The organism is Qipengyuania pacifica, from assembly GCF_019857205.1.
Lineage (GTDB): Bacteria > Pseudomonadota > Alphaproteobacteria > Sphingomonadales > Sphingomonadaceae > Qipengyuania > Qipengyuania pacifica.
On record NZ_JAHWXO010000007.1, the window covers coordinates 39,881 to 57,287 of the forward strand.

The following is a 17,407-nucleotide window of genomic DNA, read 5'->3' on the forward strand; positions in this document are numbered from 1 at the left end:
AGTGGACAAGCGCTTTTCGCTCTACCCGTGATTGAGTTGAATTATTACCAATGCACCATGATCCAGACCTCCAACGCCAAGCTGGCGAAACTGCAACGGAAAACAAGCTCCGTGCCCTTCTCAAGCGATGGCGCTGGTTTGGCGCATTTGTAGTTCTGCCTTCCCTGCTCGGCACGGTTTATTTCGGCTTCGTTGCTGCCGATATTTACGTCTCGGTATCCAGCTTCGTCATCAAGGCGCCTGACAAGCAATCGGCGAGCAGCGTCTCGATCGGCAGTATTTTGCAGGGCACTGGTCTCGGTAGCGGACAAGAGCAATCGAGCGAAATCATCGGCTACCTGCACTCACGCGATGCACTTGCCGACCTTTCCCAGAAGGTGGACGTCCGCGAGGCCTTCTCCTCTGCAGAAGCCGATGTTTTCAGCGGTTTTCCTCGATTGTGGGCGACAGGATCGTTCGAAGATCTATATGCGTTCTACTTAGGAAAAGTTAGCGCCATGCCAGATCCGGCCAGCGGCCTCACCCAGTTGAAAGTGGAGGCCTTTACTCCGCAAGAGGCGCAGGCCATCAACCTAGGGCTTCTTGAATTAAGCGAAGATCTGGTCAATCAGCTCAACGAGAGAGTTAATGCGCAGGCGATTGCAGACGCGGAAGAGCGTGTCGACGAGGCGCAGAAGCGGGTGCGCGATGCACGCATCAGTCTTAGTGGCTATCGTAACACCGCACGTATCCTTGACCCACAGCAGGAAGGCATGGGCGTAATGGCGGCGTCCAATGAGTTAATTTCGCAGGAGACCGCCTTGCGAGCGCAGCTCTCGCAGTTACAGCGCACGGCTCCCAATCACCCGTCGATCCCCGCAATTCGGGAGCGCATCGCGGCGACCCGGCAACAGATCGATTCGCAGACCAGTCGCGCAGTGGGCACCAGCGACGGCCTCGCCTCCAGACTTTCCGAATACGAAAACCTGCTTGTCGAGCAGGAGTTTGCCACGCAACTTTTGACCGTAGCGAACTCCTCTTTCGAGCAGGCGCGGGTCGAAGCAGAGCAGCAACAGTACTATCTGGAGCGCGTTGTCGAACCGAACCTTCCCGATGCTCCCATTCTTCCGAACCGCCTGAAGAGCATTCTGGCGGTAATCTTCGCCTCGCTGTGTGTCTATCTGGTGGGCTGGATGCTGGCCGTTGGCATTCGCGAGCATGCGCCGGAAAGTTAGGCAATGAAGAGCTTCTCTCAGGGCCTTCGTGTACAGGTTAAGGTCATTAAGGCTTTAATTGTCCGCGAGCTTGTTACCCGGTTTGGACGCGACAATATCGGTTTCTTATGGATCGTGGCCGAACCTCTACTATTTGCCGGGTTGGTTGGCTTCGTATGGACCTTTATCCGCGGTGTCGACAAGGGAGGTATCAGCGTGGTTGCCTTCGTTGTGACTGGATATATCCCATTGACCTTTCTGCGACATTCTTTTGGACGGTCGGCCAAAATCTTTCAGAGCAACAGCGCCTTGCTTTATCACCGTCAGGTCAAAATACTTGATTTCATATTGGTGCGCGTAACGATCGAAGCAATCGGGGCCATGACTGCGTACATCTTCGCAGGCACGGTACTGTATTTCTTCGGAAGTTTCCCAATTCCAGCGAATGTAGGCTCGCTCATTTTGGGCTGGTTTGTCTATGTATTCTTCGTAATGTCCATTTCGACAGCGCTGGCTCCTTTGTCGGAAATGTCGGAAGTGATAGAGAAACTGGTCCCGGTCAGCGTCTACATTGCTATTCCGTTCTCAGGAGTGTTCAACTTGGCGGAATGGTTGACGCCGACAATGCGCGAAGTGCTGATGTGGTCACCAATGGCGTCGGGAATGGAACTGATGCGCTATGGCGTGTTCGGCGACTTGATTACCCCCTATTATGATTTGTCCAAGGCCTTTGGCGTCTCACTTGTCCTCTTGCTGGTCGGGCTTACCTTGTGCCGACGTGTGAGGCGCATGATTACCGTATCATGATCATTTGCAGCGATATCTATAAAGAATACCATGTCGGAAAGGTTACGAAGTCGGTACTTTGCGGCGTCGATTTCAGCATCAACCCCCGGGAAAGAATCGGCCTCTTGGGCCGCAATGGTGCCGGGAAGTCGACGTTGATCCGATTGATCGGGGGCGTGGAGATGCCAACCTCAGGCAAGATCACCCGAAAGATGAGCTGTTCGTGGCCGCTGGGGTTTTCAGGAGGTTTCCAAGGTAGCCTAACGGGATACGACAACGCCCGTTTCATCGCTCGCATCTATGACAAGCCCTACTCCGAAATGCGTGCTTTCGTGGAAGAATTTACCGAACTCGGCGTCAACCTACATATGCCCGTGAAACAATACTCATCCGGCATGCGTGCGCGGCTCGCCTTTGCGCTGTCCCTTGCCATTGAGTTTGAATGCTACCTGATCGACGAAGTGATCATGGTCGGCGACAAGAATTTCCGCGAAAAGTGCAAGAAGCACTTCTTCGAAGGTCGCCGCGATCGCGCGCTCTTGCTTGCATCTCATAGTCTGCCGACGGTCCGGCAATATTGCAACCGCGCCATCGTGCTGGATAACGGGGTGGCGCAGATGTACGAAGATGTGAACGAAGCGATTGCGGTGTATGAGGCGCTTTAAAGTGTCTGCGCGCTTACCGAGACCGATTGGCCCCATACTTCGAGTGACCCAGTTCGCTCTGCGAGGGCGCCCATGAGCAGTGACAGCGATCGGTTCGACCTGAGCGTTCAGCGCTTGCTGAGGCGCGAAATCAGGGATCTGCATCGCCGCCATGACATTGAGATAGCGCTCGTGCACGCGTCATACCGGATGCAGTTACAGGACCCAGGGAGTAGCCAGCCCGCGATTAAATCCCAAGTTCGCATGGTGGCAGACAGCCCGTTGTTCGACTGGCGATGGTTTGCAGACAGATATTCTTTAACCTTGCCGGATAGCATGGCCGCGGCAGAATATTACGTTCGAGCCGGGGCTTTTGATGGGTTAGATCCGAGTGCAGATTTCGAAACCATGGCCTATTATCTTGCAAATCCCGATGTCGCGAAAGCTGGCTGGCCGGCGCTGGTTCATTACCTCCACATTGGGAAAGCAGATTGTCGTCCGCTGACCTAACGTCACTCGAGATGCCCAGGGCAAGCGCAAGTTCAGTCGCAAGATCAGGCGAAGACAGTCGAGTTCAGGCATTCGCCTGGCTGCAATCCAGTGACAAAGCCGGGGCCGCAGTTCACGCCTTAGAGCTGGACCGGTGGCTATGGCGAGGTTTGCCGGATCGCGTTCTTCCCCGTCTCCAGCAGCTACTCCACAAAGGGTCCCCCGCGGAGAGGGCCGGAGCAGCTTGGGTTCTGGCTCGCTGGTTTGCCAGCCAGCAGCATTGGGATCGTGCTTACGAAGCGATATTGGCCTATTCCAAGCTTCAACGAAGTGTTCCTGAACTGGCGCATCCCGGACCATACCTTCTGGGGGTCGAAGCGTGCCTTGCCATAGGCGATATCAAGAACGCGCAGACTTTCATTGACTTCGCGAGCACGCTCTTCGGGACCAGTCCGGACCTCGCTCTGGCAAGGTTCTCGCTGGCAATCCTCGAAAAGCAGCCGCGCGAAACGCTGTCTGAAATCTTGGCGCAGGTCTATCAAGACAGCGGGTTGATGCCGTTAAGTCTGGCCGCCGGAACTGCTCCGGTGTTTGATCGGCTGACATCGCACACAGCACCTGAACCTGCAACAAGCTCAGAACTGGTCAGCGTGATCGTGCCGGTCTTCAATGCTGCCGATTTGCTGCCCTCCGCCGTCCACTCACTGCTGGCTCAAAGCTGGTTGTCCATGGAAGTGCTGCTGGTCAATGACGGGTCGACTGACAACAGTTTGGAAGTGGCTCAGGCCCTTGCCACTCAGGATGCACGCGTCAGGGTGATAGAGCTCGGCCGCAACCGGGGCGCCTATGCAGCCCGTAACGCAGGCATGGCCGAAGCGCGCGGGACTTTCATAACTGTCCATGACTCGGACGACTGGTCTCATCCGCAAAAAATCGAGATGCAGGCAAGTACACTGCTGGAAGACGAGGCACTCAAGGCTTCGGTCTCGCACTGGGCCCGCGCGAGCAACAACTTGGAGTTCACACGCTGGCGCATCGAAGACGGCTGGACCCATCGTAACGTTTCTTCGCTGATGCTCCGCGCCGAGCTGCGCGAAAAGCTCGGCTATTGGGATCGTGTCCGCGTGAACGCGGACTCCGAATACTATTACCGCATTCTCAGTGCTTTTGGCCCGCGCGCTATCCGTGAGGTTTGCCCTGGCATTCCGCTAGCGTTCGGACGAACTACGCCGGAATCTCTGACGAGTACAAGCGCAACGCATCTGCGAACCCAGTTCAGGGGCGTGCGGAACGATTACATGGAAGCCGCGCATCACTGGCACAGCATGGCCAAGCGCCCTGCCGATCTGCTTCTCGAACAGAAACCCACGCGGCGCCCGTTCCGTGTCCCTTCGGAAATCGCCTTAGGAGACCAGGAAGGACCGGCTACCGACTTCGACCTTCTCGGAACGTCTGCCCTGCTAAACGACGATTGGTATGCGCTGGCCTATCCCGATGTCTTGCAGGCAGGTATTGGCGCTGGCCGCCACTATCTTGCCGCCGGGGCTGCGGAGGATCGCGATCCCGGCCCGCTGTTCAGCACCAGCGCATATCGCAAGGCACACGCGCTTGGCCCGAATGACAATCCTCTACTGCACTACCTGTGCCAGGGCCAAGACAACGGCGCCTCGGCTCTGCCGACTTTCGAAGGCAGACCCGCCGAAGGCTTCGGGCATCGCGGACGCATATTGCTGTTCGCCCATACGTCAGGGAAAACCCTGTTCGGGGCGGAGCGCAGCTTCCTAGACATGGTCGAACGCGTGGCTCGTGATGGCTTCGTCCCTGTTGTGGTGCTGCCTTCGCTGAATAACCCTGAGTACCTTGCGCAGCTGCTTGAGATATCGAACGCCGTAGAAGTTCTGCCGCAACGCTGGCGCCACGGCCTTCACCCGGCAGACGAAGAAACAGTCGAAGCGATCCGGAGATTAATCCGCAAACACCGGCCATGCGAAATGCATGTGAACACCCTCATGCAAGAGGCCCCACTGCTTGCAGCGCGCGCCGAGGGCCTTCCGAGCGTCATGTATGTGCGGGAAATGCCTGCAGAAGACTTTGCCTTGTGTCGCACCCTGAGCATCGGGCCAGAGACCTTGCGGCAAACCCTTCTGGACCAGGCTGATCGCTTCATCATGCCGTCACAGGTGGTGAGCGACTGGCTGCAGTGCCCTGAAAGAAGCACCGTTCGCCCGAATGCGGTAGACGAAAGGCTGTTCGATCTGCCGTTTACTCCTTCCAGAATACTGAAGGTTGGCCTGGTCAGCAGCAACATAACCAAGAAGGGGATTGGCGACTTCGCGGAAGTGGCGCGGATGGTTGCCACCATGGGGCCTGCCGTTCGGTTCCTTCTGATCGGCCCACAATCGCCAGATCTGCAGTTCCTTAAGCCTCTGCCTCACAACCTTGAGATTTGCGACTACGCTGCCACTCCGTTGGACGCGATGGCTCAGGTGGACGTGATCGCAAGCCTATCGCACTTCGCCGAAAGCTTCGGACGGACCGTGGTGGAGGCGATGGCAGCTGGCCGCCCCGTTGTCTGCTATGATCGAGGTGCTCCCCCCTCTCTGGTGATCGACGGCGAGACTGGTATTGTGGCCCCTGCTGACTGCGTGGCGAGCGTTGCCGATGTGGTGCTGGCGCTAGATGTGGCGAGGCGCCAATTGCACAGGATGAGCCGAACTGCCCGCCAGCGCGCCCGCGCAATCCAAGAGCAAGCGCTGTCATGAGCCGGCAATGAAGGGAAGTTTACGAGTCTTCGCCCACCTTGAATGCAAGCCGACCCTCGGATCGGCCATTACGCAGATAGTGTAGTAGAGCCGGTGCTCCGGCTTCGGTCACATCGGGGTACTTCTGATGATACTTGAAAGCGCTGAAAGCCGGGCCAGGGTCTCGCAACTCATATGCGCCATGCAACACGAAATGGCGCAATGGATCACCGCCGCTTTGCGCGACATCGGGATAGTTTTCGCAATACCACCCGGCTTCGAACAAGCCGCTTTGCGCAACCATCGCGATCTCGCTGGCCACTGCCTTCTCTGCGCGTCTGCGTGCCTTTGAATAGAACGGCTTGGTTATTGCCCGGTGCAGCCTTTCCTTGGTTGGCGTCAGTGTGCTAATTATATGGTTACGCAGCGCAACATACTCATGCTGCGCCGTCACTCTAGTCAACTGGACTTCTTTGCGCGTAATGGCATGGCCAAGTTCGGCGATGTCCGCCAATCGGTTCAGGTAGCGATCTTCAAGGTCGGCGTGTTGCGTCGATTTATTGCGCAACTCTTCGCGCTCGGCAGCCAGAGCAACTTCGAATTTCTCTCGCTCCTCAGTTAAGTTGGAAGCCATCAAAACGAACTGGTCGCGTTCTTTCTCTAAATTGGCGCACTCTTTCTTTAGATCGCCGCACTCTTTCTCTAGATTGCCGTGCGCTTTCTCTAGATTAGAAATTTTTAGTTTATTGGCATCACGCTCATTTTGCAACTCAGCTTCGAGATCAGCCAGCCTGCTGCTCACGTCGAACATTCTCGATTTAAGTGTATCCAGTTTACGAAATGCACTCGCTTCGGATTCACGCGACTTTGCTATTTCTTTCCGCGCGAATTCAAGGTCATCACCAATTCTTTCGTCTTTCGCCTGTGGGTCGACCTGACGATCTTTCGTTTCCTCAGCGATTTGTGGCATTTCGCTATCGTTATTTGACGTAGGGGTGCTCATATTCTGAACTGGCTCGCTATTCTCTATTTAACGACTATTGCATTCAAGCCGAATTCGGCATGCAATTATTCGAACATTTATAGCGGCAAATCCACGCAAATGCCAAAAACTGGAGAAAGGGCATCACTGTTTATCTCCCTTATGTCCTAAGGTCTTTTTTCTTGCGCATTTCTGGCACGCGATACGCCTTCTCACCCTCCCCATGTATCGTTCCCTGAAAATACTGCTCTATCAAAAAACCGATATCATCGGGAGAGTAGTTATCTGGCTTCACACGAAATTCAGCCATCCGACCAATCATCTGCCACGGCTTGATGACACGTTCCACGAGCCGATACTTATCTCGCACACCGTAGTCGTCAAACATCACCCTCACACTTTTCTTGGTACGCAGGATAACGGTCGCGAGGCAAGCGGTGCGGAACCGACCATCGATAAGGACGACGTCCGGTTGCCTGAACCAAGGCTCGTCCCATACCGAATTGGGGTACCGATGAAAGTTCCGCCAGTTTGCTGCATTGAGCGGGCGACCCCAAGGGCCGGTCTCACCAATATCCACGTGTTGCAGGATGGCCGTCGATTGCGCGTCTGCCAGTTCGCGCCTTAGCGACCGGGTCCACTCGAGATCAGATTCAACGCTCATGACCAATTTGTCGGGCATTTGCGCCGCAAGATGCGTCGATCCTCCTGCCCCATATTCCAAGATAACCCGGGCCTTGCGGTATAACATCCGAAGAAATGCAGTCTCCGCTTCCGGCATGTAGGGTGCCGAACTCACGTGTGTCCCCCGCAAGAGAGGAAAAGAAGTACCGACCTATATGGCTTACGCACCGACCCGTTCACTTTCAGATGCCATCCTCGCATCAAATGTCTTCCTAGTGAGGTTGGCAAAATGCTCGAAGCTTACGCTGCCTTGCGTCTCCAAACCCTCCGACATGAAAATCAAATACCAGAGATTATTGAAATTGGTCCAAATAGCCTCATCGCCGAAGCATTCATACACCTTGGCATCGTCAAAAGATTGCTTGTGACCGAACGGTTTATCGTGATGGTATAGCGGATGCTTCTCTTGATATGGCACCGAAGCAAAGAGCATTCCGAAGCGGCTGCTCGCGCGCGATCGAGCGATGGCACCGGAGAGCTTATCGGCATCTAAATGCTCGAAGATTTCCATTGCGATGGTGATATCGGAGCGCATCAGATCAGGCGGAAACGACTGCGTTATATCGAGGCTCACAAAATCGTATTTTTCAGACCTGGGTGCTATCAGCTTGGTATTCTTGACCCGGTCCACACCGACCACTGAAGTGGAATAAGGCATCTCGCAAAATAGATTGATCAGTTGCCCCTGGCCTATCCCAATGTCGATAGGATTGCGCGCCTTACCAAACAGTGCAAAGGCCGTCTTAGTCCGCAACCAGTCGTGCCGTGAGAATTTAACCTTTCCGTCCTTCTTGTCGCGAGCGTCGAACTTTGCCTTGACGCGGTCGTAAACCTTGGCCTGACCAGCCGACATGTTGGGCACGCCATCGGCATCAATATACAGCGGACTTGCGTCGGAAGATTGGTTTTTCTTCGCGGTTGGCACCTCGCCATCTGAAAATTCAGCTCCAATCGCAGGCGTCCCGGCCTGATAAACAGGAACATTTCGCGCTGAAAGATCGGCAAGCGCCTTCTCAGCCGTGCGCTTCCAAGTACGCTCTTGCTCCACCCAAGTCCGGCCTGCCTTTCCCAATCGCTTGCGAAGCGCAGGATCATCGATCAGACGCGCCAGAGTGTCGGCCATGGCACCAACATTGCCCTTTTCGAAAACCAGGCCGGTCACGTCATGCTGCACCATTTCGCTAAGCGCCTTGACCGACGAAACCACCACCGCCTTTTCCATGGCAAAAGCTTCAAGTGGTTTCATCGGCGAAACCATCTCAGTCACGGGTTGGGGCTTACGGGGGAACGGGGCGATATCGATCAGAGAGTAGTAGGCATCAACTTGCTCATGAGGGACGCGCCCCGGCATTATTAGGCGATCTCCGAGGTTCTCGCGCTTGGCGATGTCGAGTATTTCCTGCGTAATAGGTCCGCGCTCACTGCCGGAGGCATTTTCGTTGCCGACGAGCATAAGCCGAAAGTCATGCCCGCGGTCCCGCAAATTGACCGCCGCTTCAACAAGATGTTCAAGCCCTTCATACTGGACGAACGAGCCGATATAGCCAATAACCGGCACCTCTGCAGGAATCCCCAAGCTAGCCGCCAGAGCTTCGTCCCGCGCTCGCGGTGAAAAATGCGATGGGTCACACGAATTCGGGGCAAGAGTAACTTGCTCTGCCTCCACCCCGCGCGCAATAAGCTCGTCCCGCATGGGTCCCGTCAGGGTCAGCACATGATCCGCCGCCTTGGCCACCGAACTCTCAAAGAAAACCTGCATCTTGTAGCCAGTGCTTCGCAGAAATTCCGGCTCACGCGATATGCGGGTGATCTCCCAGAAGCCGCGAACTTCATAGACGAATGGCAAGCCAAAGTGGCGCGCCGCGATGCACGCAGGCAGCGCCGTGGCGTGGTTCGAGGCCGAAATGACCACAGCCGGCCGCACCTGCCTGATCATATCCTTCAGTGCATCAGCTGCTTGAGACATATAATCTGTTGCAATTATCCCGGCACGTAGTGGAGACCATATTCTGTAATAGGGAATGCCATCTATTGTATCTATGTCGTCGAGCTGATGCCCATCATGGTCACCCGGAATATCATGCGGATATCCCGGCCGAGTGCAACAGATGATGTCAACCCCAGCATTGCGCAAAGCTTTCGCCATGCCATGGGCCCGCGTCGCATAGCCACCCGATGAATACGGTAGGGAGTTGTGTAACAAATAAAGCACGCGCCCTAGTATAGGGGCTATCTGCTCTGGCTTTGCCGTCGGCGCTAGTCGTTCTGTTAAAGTCAAACCCTCCAATGGTGCAGAGGACGCCTTAGCGAGCCAAAGCTTACTTTTTTTGTCTCCCCCGGATACTTCGCGAATTTCCTGCAAAGTTTTTGCGGCAGCCAGTAAATTAAAATCAGACATCGCAGCCCAGTAATAGGCCTTGAGCGTGCTCAAATCTCTCTTGTGCCGGAGAATTTCATCTAGCAGTTGTAGGGAAGAGTTGCTGCGCTTTGTCTTGCCAAGAACAAGGGCAGCTCGGCGCAGACCCTGCAGGGTGTATTTATCAAATTTCTCGATCATTTCAGCGATGCCTAGTTGCCCGAAGGGGTAGTAGCAATAGATCTGAATAGCAGCCTATCTCGAAATCGGGCTACAGGCCACAGCGGCCAAAGTGTCTGCAGTACCCGCCCATGAGCGCTCCCGAGCGACCCACGCGCGGCCCGCCTCGCCCAGCTTTCTGCGCAACGCCGCATCCTTTATCAGTCGGGACAGCGCGTCGCTCAGCGCTCCAACGTCATCCTTCGCGAAGACCAACCCGGTCTCTTCATCCCGCACCATTTCACGCATGCCGCCAACCGACGAAACCACGATGGCCTTCTCCATGGCCAGCGCCTCTAGCGGCTTGAGCGGGGAGACCAGTTCGGTAACCGCCAAGGACTTGCGTGGAAAAGGCGCGATATCGATCAGTGAATACCATTCCGCCACCTCGTTATATGGAACCCGCCCAGGCATTATGAGCCAGTCTTCGATATTGTTGCGACGCGCCAACTCACGGATGCGGTCGGTCACGGGGAATCCTCCGTGTTCATCAGCCGGCTCGCTGCCCACCAGCAACAATCGAAACTTCGTCCCCCGAGATTTGATCCGCCCGCACGCCAGCACGAGGTCATCCAAGCCCTCATACGGTGTGAACGATCCGGCGTAGCCAATCACCGTCACTGTTGGATCGAGGCCGAGACGCGTCTGCAAGGCTTCGTTTCGCGGACCCGGTACGAAATCTTCAACGTTGCAGGCGTTTGGCGCGAGGGTAATGCGCTCGGCGCGAACGCCTCGTGCCACTAGCTCATCGCGCATCGGCCTGGTGAGGGTTATGACCTTATCCGCAGCCCTGGCCACGGCAGTTTCCAAAAAAACCTCCAATTGCCCGGCAGAACTCTGCAGATAGCCCGGCGCACGGGAATCGCGCGTAATCTCCCAAAAGCCGCGCACTTCGTATACGAACGGCAGACCCAAATTGCGGGCTGCAATCGCCGCGGGCAATGCAACGACGAAATTAGAAGCAGCGACCACGCAGGAAGGACGCACCTCTGTAAATTTGTCCACGAAGGCATCAACGGCACGCTCGAGATACTGGATCGACGCGTGAGCAGTAATGTCGCAGGGGTGACGAGGAAAATCGCGCTGCCGGGGCTGCGCGACACGATGGTAATCGACACCCTCCACGATATCCATACGCGCAAGCCTATCGTATTCATCCTGATACCGATTAAGATCGAACGGAAAGCCAGGCTTAGTCAGACAGAAGAGATCGGCACCCCGCTCAGTGAGCGATTTGGCTATGCCATGGCTGCGCATGGCATAGCCATTACTCGCATGAGGAAGTGAGCTGTGAAGGACATATGCTATGCGCCCCGGAATGGCTGGACTATGCAGATGCTGTGTGCTGTCAAGTCGGCGCGAAAGGGCAATCGAGCGAAGAGGACCCTTTTCAAGCTCGCGAAGGACTATAGTCAACTCTGGATAATCGTAGATATGAGCTCGTGCGAGATCCGCAGCCTTCTCCAGCCGAGTGGCGTCCAAACATCGTAGCGACAGCAAGCAGTTCGTCGCCAATACAAGACTGTCAGGGCCTAAAGCTAAGGCTTCTCCTATAAGCGCAAAAGCGGATGTTTCATTGGTGGCTGCAAGGTGGTTCGCAGCCTTTGCAAGCCCCCGTGCGATATTACTTGTTCGCGCTTGGTCTTCCATTGCATTGTCTTTGTGGGTGAAGCTTGGTGCCGGTTTAAGCTGATCCGTAATCATCCAGCGACCATAGTGCGAAAGTTGCGCCAATCACAGCGCTGCGACAATAGCTTTTTATTGGGGACAGCATGCGCCTAGCTTCTCGTTTTTAGCCCTCCGAAACCCTGCAAGGGTTGTATCTCACTTTAAATTGCGCAAAGCGCCTCGCCCACGGATCATTGCGCACGAGAGGAACTGCTTTGAAAATCCTGGTGGTATTCGGCACCCGGCCCGAAGCAATTAAAATGGCTCCAGTAGTCCATCGGCTGAAGGAGAGATCGGGGCTGGACGTGCATGTCTGCGTGACGGCACAGCACCGCGAAATGCTGGATCAGGTTCTGTCACTGTTCGAAATTGTGCCGGATATCGATCTCGACATCATGAAGCCGGGTCAGGATCTGACCGATATCACCGCCAACATAATTCTCGCCTTGCGCAATGTCCTGAAAGAAGGAGCATACGACCGCTTGCTCGTCCATGGCGACACTACCACGACGATGGCCGGTGCATTGGCGGCCTTCTATGCGCAGGTTCCCGTCGGCCATGTCGAAGCGGGTCTCAGGACGGGCAACCTCTACGCACCCTGGCCAGAGGAAGCCAACCGCATGATCGTGGGTCGTCTGGCCGACCTGCATTTCGCCCCGACAGAAACTGCACGGCAAAGCCTGCTGAAGGAAAACGTTGCCGACGCAAATATCGTTGTCACTGGCAACACCGTGATCGACGCACTGCACCAAGTGGTGGCACGGCTGGATGACGACCCGGCGCTCGACGGCCAGATAGAGTCGCGTTTTCCCTTCCTGGATTCTGATCGTCGCATGATCCTGGTTACCGGCCATCGCCGAGAGAACTTTGGCGAAGGGTTCGAAAACATCTGCCGCGCGCTGCGCGATATCAGCGAACTGGGCAATGCGCAGATCGTCTATCCGGTGCATCTCAATCCCAACGTTCAGGCGCCGGTAAACCGCATTCTCGGTGATACACAGGATGTCCACCTGATTGAACCGCAGGAATACCTGCCGTTCGTCTGGCTGATGCGTCGCTCGCACTTCATCATCACGGACTCCGGCGGCGTTCAGGAAGAGGCACCTTCGCTCGGCAAGCCGGTACTGGTGATGCGCGACACTACCGAACGGCCCGAAGCGGTCGGCGCAGGAACCGTGCGACTGGTCGGCACTGATGCGGAAAAGATCCGCTCCGGTGCGCTGTCGCTGCTTAACGATCAAGAGGCCTATGACGTCATGGCCCGCGCGCTCAATCCTTACGGTGATGGCAAGGCTTCGGCGCGCATCGCCGATTCCCTGACCCCCGGCTGAAAAGAAGGGCAACTCACTGATGTTTGAACGTATTTCGATGGTCGGGCTAGGCTATATTGGCCTGCCGACCGCAGCGCTGTTTGCCGCACATGGCACCAAGGTTATCGGGGTCGACGTGTCCGCGCATGTGGTCGAGACGATCAACGCCGGCAAGATCCATCTGGTCGAACCCGATCTTGATGGTGTCGTCCACAAGGTCGTCACGGAAGGAAGCCTCCACGCAACGCTGGAGCCCGAACCCGCAGATGCCTTCATCATCGCCGTGCCCACGCCGTTTAGGGAAGACTACGAGCCCGATCTTTCCTATATCGAGTCAGCAGCCCGCATGATCGCCCCGGTGCTGGTGCCAGGCAATCTCGTCGTGCTCGAGAGCACCTCTCCCATTGGGGCCACCGAACAGCTAGCCATATGGCTCGCCGATGCCCGCCCTGATCTCACCTTTCCGCAGGCAGCGGACGACGATGCCGATATCCAGATCGCGCACTGCCCGGAGCGCGTGTTACCAGGCCATGTGCTGAGCGAATTGATCTCGAACGACCGCATCATCGGCGGCATGACCGAACGCGCCAGCGAAATGGCAGTAGCGATGTACAAGAAGGTGGTGCGCGGCGACTGCGTGATCACCGATGCACGCACGGCCGAGATGTGTAAGCTGACCGAGAACAGCTCACGCGACGTGCAGATCGCCTTTGCGAACGAACTGAGCACGATCTGCGATCGCTTTGGCATCGACGTTTGGGAGCTGATCTCGCTCGCCAATCGCCATCCACGCGTCAACGTCCTGCAACCTGGAGCCGGGGTCGGCGGACATTGCATTGCGGTGGACCCTTGGTTCATCGTCTCCTCCGCACCGGAAGAGGCCAGGCTGATCCGCACCGCACGCGAGGTGAACGACGCCAAGCCCGACTGGGTGCTGCAGAAGGGTACGGACGCAGTGCTTGCCGCGCTTTCGGCGGATACTTCGCGCAGCATGGCGGATATCAAGGTCGCCTGCATGGGCCTCGCCTTCAAACCAGACATTGATGATTTGCGAGAAAGCCCGGCCCTGCAGATCACTGAGAAGTTTGCCCATCTTGGATGTCAGGTGTTGGCCGTTGAGCCACATATCGATGCGCTGCCCGCGAGCCTGGCAGACAAGCCTGTAACCTTGGCCACTATCGATGAGGCCTTGTCTCAGGCAGATGTCATCTGCGTGCTGGTTCGCCACTCCGACTTTGCTGACCTAGCTGGCAAGGTGCCGGACACTGCCAGCTTCATCGACGTGGTCGGTCTCTAGACGAGCCGCACGTCAGTTGAACACTTCGCTTTGTCTGTTCAGCCGCGGATGGTGCCACGGATCTACCACCTCCGCGGCCCCCCACCGCTGCTGGAACACCGCGAGTTCGCGCATGTAGCGTTCAAGGTGCTCTGGCGCGAAGTCGAGCCCTCGCGACTTGCTTTCGTGGTGAATGAGTGTGGCAAGCGGGGTGTAGATGTTGACCAGTCCGCGCATCCTTAGCTTCAAACAAAGGTCCACGTCGTTGTAAGCCACGGCAAGCTCATCTTCATCCAGCCCACCAACGGCATCGAAATGTCGCTTTGCCACCAGCATGCAGGCTGCTGTGACCGCGCTTGTTCCCCGCACGATGTGCGTTTGTGCAAAGTAACCCGCTTCATCTTCCTGCAATCCTCGGTGCGCATGGCCGGCCGCGTTTCCGATCCCCAGCGCGACGCCTGCATGCTGGATTGTCCGGTCAGGATAGAGCAGACGCGCGCCGACCGCGCCGACACCCGGTTGCACAGCCTCGCGTACCATTTCTTCGAGCCATTGCGGTTCCAGAACTTCGATGTCATTGTTGAGCAGACACAAATATTCGCCCAATGCGTGCCCTGCGGCAAAATTGTTGATAGCCGAATAGTTGAACGGATACGGCCAACGCACGACGCGAACGCGCGGGTCTTTTAATATCTCGTCTAAATATTCGAGGGTTTCCGTTTCCCGACTATCATTGTCTGCGATGATCAATTCGATATCGGGATAGGCGGTTTGAAAAAGCACGCCCTCTACACACGTTTGAAGCAGTTCCAATTTATCGCGAGTTGCGACTATTATGCTAACTTTTGGGATCGGTTGTGGCAGTGGCCAACGCAACTGTACCGTGCCGAATGGTCCCGCCGACACCAATGCGTTCTCAGGCGCGGCATTTTGAACGGCTTGGGACCTTGCATCTCCGTCTGCGCACCAGTCTCCCGTCGCTGTGCGCATAGTTATCCGCTGCACTTTTTCAACGGAAACGCCAGTATCCGGCGGCAAGGACATTAGTAGGATCAGTTCGTAAATGCAGGTTGGAGCTTGAACGTCCTCCTTAACAAAAAACCGATGTGCAGCACTGACCGGCAATGCGCATGCCGAGCTGATGTAATCCTGAGATAGCATCATCCGCTGATCCCACAGAGGTTTAAACCAGCCGATCGCAGCGTTCGAATGTGTGAGATCCTCAAGCTGATCCCCAAACAAAATAGGCAGCCTCTCACGCCGCTGCTCGCTGTTGAATGCAGCGTATCCAGCTAGAGAATGACGCGGAAGCATTGCGCCAACAGCAAGGGGAACTACATAATCTATGCCAATCTCTTCGGCCGCGGCCAATGCGAGCTCCAAGCCTGCAATACGACTATCACAGGGCTCCTGAAGGATACAAACCAGGTCGCAGGCTGCGGGCAGGCCATTCATGGCGCGAGGGGCGGTGACAAATATGCGTACCGGCTTTTCGCTTTGCCCAAGTGCCGATTCTATTGCTCGGCGAGCGACGCGGCAGTCGTCATCATTTGCCATATGTACGTGGACTGAGAAGCTATGTAGGCTTTTGGACATTCGCGCCGCGGCGATTGCTGACATATCTTCTGAACCAGCGTCAGACATCCAGCGTTCGTTGGCGAAGGGTAAGGCTGCAATCGCACTTTGGAGTCGATGGTGAGCTCGCAACTTTTTTCCGGACAATCGCCACCAACCGATGAGCGCCAAACGGTCGGGTCGACAAGCGAGCAACAGCAAAATGTCCCGCAACTGCCTTAGAAAACTACTCTTCAACGCATTATCTTCTGATGGCGGTGTGAATTGGATCGCGACGGGCTATCCCTGAACCGTCTTATTGGTTAGGGAGGCCTTCATACGCAAATCTCATACGAATTCATCATGAAACTGAAACTGCTTTTGTCGACCATTGCGCTTGGTTCGCTTTGTGCCTGCTCTACCTTGCCTTCGAGCGGACCGACTGGAGGCCAGATAACCGATACAGCATTGGAGGCACAGGTCGACGGAGCAGCCATCGATATCGTGCCTGTAAATTCGATCGCCGACGTCCCTCCGGTCGCAGAACCGATTGACTGGCAGTTGCCAGATTATGATCCCCCACCATCCGACATGATCGGTCCCGGGGATGTACTCTCCGTCACCGTATTCGAGGCGGGTGTCGCCTTGTTTGGAGGCGGCAGTTCAGCAGAAGCCGCGGGCGGTTTTGACCCTTCGGTCAAAACCCACACGCTCCCTCCACGGCGCGTCGACGACAACGGGATGATAGACATTCCCTATGTCGGAACGATTCAGGTGCTTGGTAATACTCTAGCGGATGTTCAGGTAAAGATTCGTGAAGGACTTCGCACTTTCTCGCAGGACCCTCAGGTTTCAGTCACTCGTCAGGAAGTGATCGGTAATTCTATCATCATTGGTGGTGAAGTCGCACAACCGGGACGTCTCGTATTGCAGACCAATCGCGAAACGCTTTCCGATGTCATTGCGTTGGCGGGCGGATATCGCGGAGAAGCGAAGAACCTAACCCTGCTCATCGAACGAGGCGACGATCTGGTTCGTCTGCGCTTATCCGATGTTTTGGCCGGCACGTATGATCGTGTGCGCGCTTATCCCGGTGATCGTGTAACCATACTTGCCGAACCGCTGATCTTTTCGGTCCTCGGTGCCACAGGCAGGGTTCAGCAAATTCCTTTTGTGCGCGAGCGTATGAATGTCATCGAAGCGATCGCAGCTGCGGGTGGGCCGAACAGCAACGCCGGAGATCCAAAGGCCATCTTCCTTTTTCGGTACACCGGACCCAATAAAACCCAGCCGACGGTCTATCATTTCAATCTTATGCAGACGCCGACCTTCTTCCTAGCGCAACGGTTTGCGTTGCGTGATGACGATGTCCTTTACTTCGGTAATTCCGAAAGCAATCAACCCCGCAAGCTTATCCAGACGATCGGTCAGCTGTTCTCGCCGATTGTCACTGCGACCGCGGTCGCGAATAACGTGAATAATTAAGGGATATTCGGGACCGCAAG

General features: G+C 55.9%; 13 protein-coding genes. 8 read left to right on the forward strand and 5 right to left on the reverse strand.

Annotated features, from left to right (window positions below; genetic code table 11):
• Positions 1 to 50: 50 nt before the first annotated feature.
• The 5 genes from KYK83_RS11945 to KYK83_RS11965 all read left to right on the forward strand — a co-directional run bounded on the left by KYK83_RS11945 (position 51) and on the right by KYK83_RS11965 (position 5,874).
• Positions 51 to 1,214, forward strand: a complete 1,164-nt coding sequence (locus tag KYK83_RS11945) for a KpsE/RkpR family capsule polysaccharide export protein (protein ID WP_222828406.1) — start codon at positions 51 to 53, stop codon at positions 1,212 to 1,214.
• A 3-nt stretch (positions 1,215 to 1,217) separates the two neighbouring features.
• Positions 1,218 to 2,000 (forward strand): ABC transporter permease, encoded by a 783-nt coding sequence (locus KYK83_RS11950; RefSeq protein ID WP_222828407.1) that lies wholly within the window; start codon positions 1,218 to 1,220, stop codon positions 1,998 to 2,000.
• A complete protein-coding gene (locus KYK83_RS11955; protein ID WP_222828408.1) occupies positions 1,997 to 2,644 on the forward strand; it encodes an ABC transporter ATP-binding protein in 648 nt (215 codons plus the stop codon). Before KYK83_RS11950 ends, KYK83_RS11955 begins: the two co-directional genes overlap by 4 nt.
• 72 nt (positions 2,645 to 2,716) lie before the next feature.
• Complete coding sequence (locus KYK83_RS11960) at positions 2,717 to 3,133, forward strand: hypothetical protein (RefSeq protein WP_222828409.1); 417 nt, start codon at positions 2,717 to 2,719, stop codon at positions 3,131 to 3,133.
• Positions 3,134 to 3,417: 284 nt separating this feature from the next.
• Positions 3,418 to 5,874, forward strand: coding sequence for a glycosyltransferase (locus tag KYK83_RS11965; RefSeq protein ID WP_222828410.1), 2,457 nt, complete (start codon positions 3,418 to 3,420; stop codon positions 5,872 to 5,874).
• 19 nt (positions 5,875 to 5,893) lie between these two features.
• On the opposite strand, the gene KYK83_RS11970 is transcribed toward KYK83_RS11965, so the two are convergent.
• The 4 genes from KYK83_RS11970 to KYK83_RS11985 all read right to left on the reverse strand — a co-directional run bounded on the left by KYK83_RS11970 (position 5,894) and on the right by KYK83_RS11985 (position 11,798).
• Positions 5,894 to 6,823 (reverse strand): hypothetical protein, encoded by a 930-nt coding sequence (locus KYK83_RS11970; protein ID WP_222828411.1) that lies wholly within the window; start codon positions 6,821 to 6,823, stop codon positions 5,894 to 5,896.
• 172 nt (positions 6,824 to 6,995) lie between these two features.
• Positions 6,996 to 7,634, reverse strand: coding sequence for a hypothetical protein (locus KYK83_RS11975; RefSeq protein ID WP_222828412.1), 639 nt, complete (start codon positions 7,632 to 7,634; stop codon positions 6,996 to 6,998).
• Positions 7,635 to 7,679: 45 nt separating this feature from the next.
• Positions 7,680 to 10,076 carry a glycosyltransferase family 4 protein gene (locus KYK83_RS11980; RefSeq protein ID WP_222828413.1) on the reverse strand — a complete coding sequence of 799 codons (2,397 nt, stop codon included), beginning with the start codon at positions 10,074 to 10,076 and terminating at the stop codon, positions 7,680 to 7,682.
• Positions 10,077 to 10,130: 54 nt separating this feature from the next.
• Positions 10,131 to 11,798 carry a glycosyltransferase family 4 protein gene (locus tag KYK83_RS11985; RefSeq protein WP_222828414.1) on the reverse strand — a complete coding sequence of 556 codons (1,668 nt, stop codon included), beginning with the start codon at positions 11,796 to 11,798 and terminating at the stop codon, positions 10,131 to 10,133.
• A gap of 191 nt (positions 11,799 to 11,989) precedes the next feature.
• On the opposite strand from KYK83_RS11985, the gene wecB reads away from it, so the two are divergent.
• Positions 11,990 to 13,093: a non-hydrolyzing UDP-N-acetylglucosamine 2-epimerase gene (wecB, locus tag KYK83_RS11990; RefSeq protein WP_346729468.1), complete on the forward strand. Its 1,104-nt coding sequence runs from the start codon at positions 11,990 to 11,992 to the stop codon at positions 13,091 to 13,093.
• Positions 13,094 to 13,112: 19 nt separating this feature from the next.
• Positions 13,113 to 14,369, forward strand: coding sequence for a UDP-N-acetyl-D-mannosamine dehydrogenase (gene wecC, locus KYK83_RS11995; protein WP_222828416.1), 1,257 nt, complete (start codon positions 13,113 to 13,115; stop codon positions 14,367 to 14,369).
• A 12-nt stretch (positions 14,370 to 14,381) separates the two neighbouring features.
• Here wecC and KYK83_RS12000 read toward each other — a convergent pair whose 3' ends face one another.
• The gene (locus tag KYK83_RS12000; RefSeq protein ID WP_222828417.1) at positions 14,382 to 16,160 is read right to left on the reverse strand and encodes a glycosyltransferase family 2 protein; all 1,779 of its coding nucleotides are present in this window, start codon (positions 16,158 to 16,160) and stop codon (positions 14,382 to 14,384) included.
• A gap of 105 nt (positions 16,161 to 16,265) precedes the next feature.
• On the opposite strand from KYK83_RS12000, the gene KYK83_RS12005 reads away from it, so the two are divergent.
• The gene (locus tag KYK83_RS12005; RefSeq protein ID WP_222828418.1) at positions 16,266 to 17,387 is read left to right on the forward strand and encodes a polysaccharide biosynthesis/export family protein; all 1,122 of its coding nucleotides are present in this window, start codon (positions 16,266 to 16,268) and stop codon (positions 17,385 to 17,387) included.
• The last annotated feature ends 20 nt before the right edge of the window (positions 17,388 to 17,407 follow it).

What these genes read in the sequence shown, in the direction of transcription:
- KYK83_RS11950 (WP_222828407.1), top strand. Translation starts at nt 1,218, where the DNA reads ATGAAGAGCTTCTCTCAGGGCCTTCGTGTACAGGTTAAGGTCATTAAG.
- KYK83_RS11955 (WP_222828408.1), top strand. Translation starts at nt 1,997, where the DNA reads ATGATCATTTGCAGCGATATCTATAAAGAATACCATGTCGGAAAGGTT.
- KYK83_RS11980 (WP_222828413.1), bottom strand. Translation starts at nt 10,076, where the DNA reads ATGATCGAGAAATTTGATAAATACACCCTGCAGGGTCTGCGCCGAGCT.
- KYK83_RS11985 (WP_222828414.1), bottom strand. Translation starts at nt 11,798, where the DNA reads ATGATTACGGATCAGCTTAAACCGGCACCAAGCTTCACCCACAAAGAC.
- wecC (WP_222828416.1), top strand. Translation starts at nt 13,113, where the DNA reads ATGTTTGAACGTATTTCGATGGTCGGGCTAGGCTATATTGGCCTGCCG.
- KYK83_RS11970 (WP_222828411.1), bottom strand. Translation starts at nt 6,823, where the DNA reads ATGCCACAAATCGCTGAGGAAACGAAAGATCGTCAGGTCGACCCACAG.
- KYK83_RS11945 (WP_222828406.1), top strand. Translation starts at nt 51, where the DNA reads ATGCACCATGATCCAGACCTCCAACGCCAAGCTGGCGAAACTGCAACG.
- KYK83_RS11960 (WP_222828409.1), top strand. Translation starts at nt 2,717, where the DNA reads ATGAGCAGTGACAGCGATCGGTTCGACCTGAGCGTTCAGCGCTTGCTG.
- KYK83_RS12005 (WP_222828418.1), top strand. Translation starts at nt 16,266, where the DNA reads ATGAAACTGAAACTGCTTTTGTCGACCATTGCGCTTGGTTCGCTTTGT.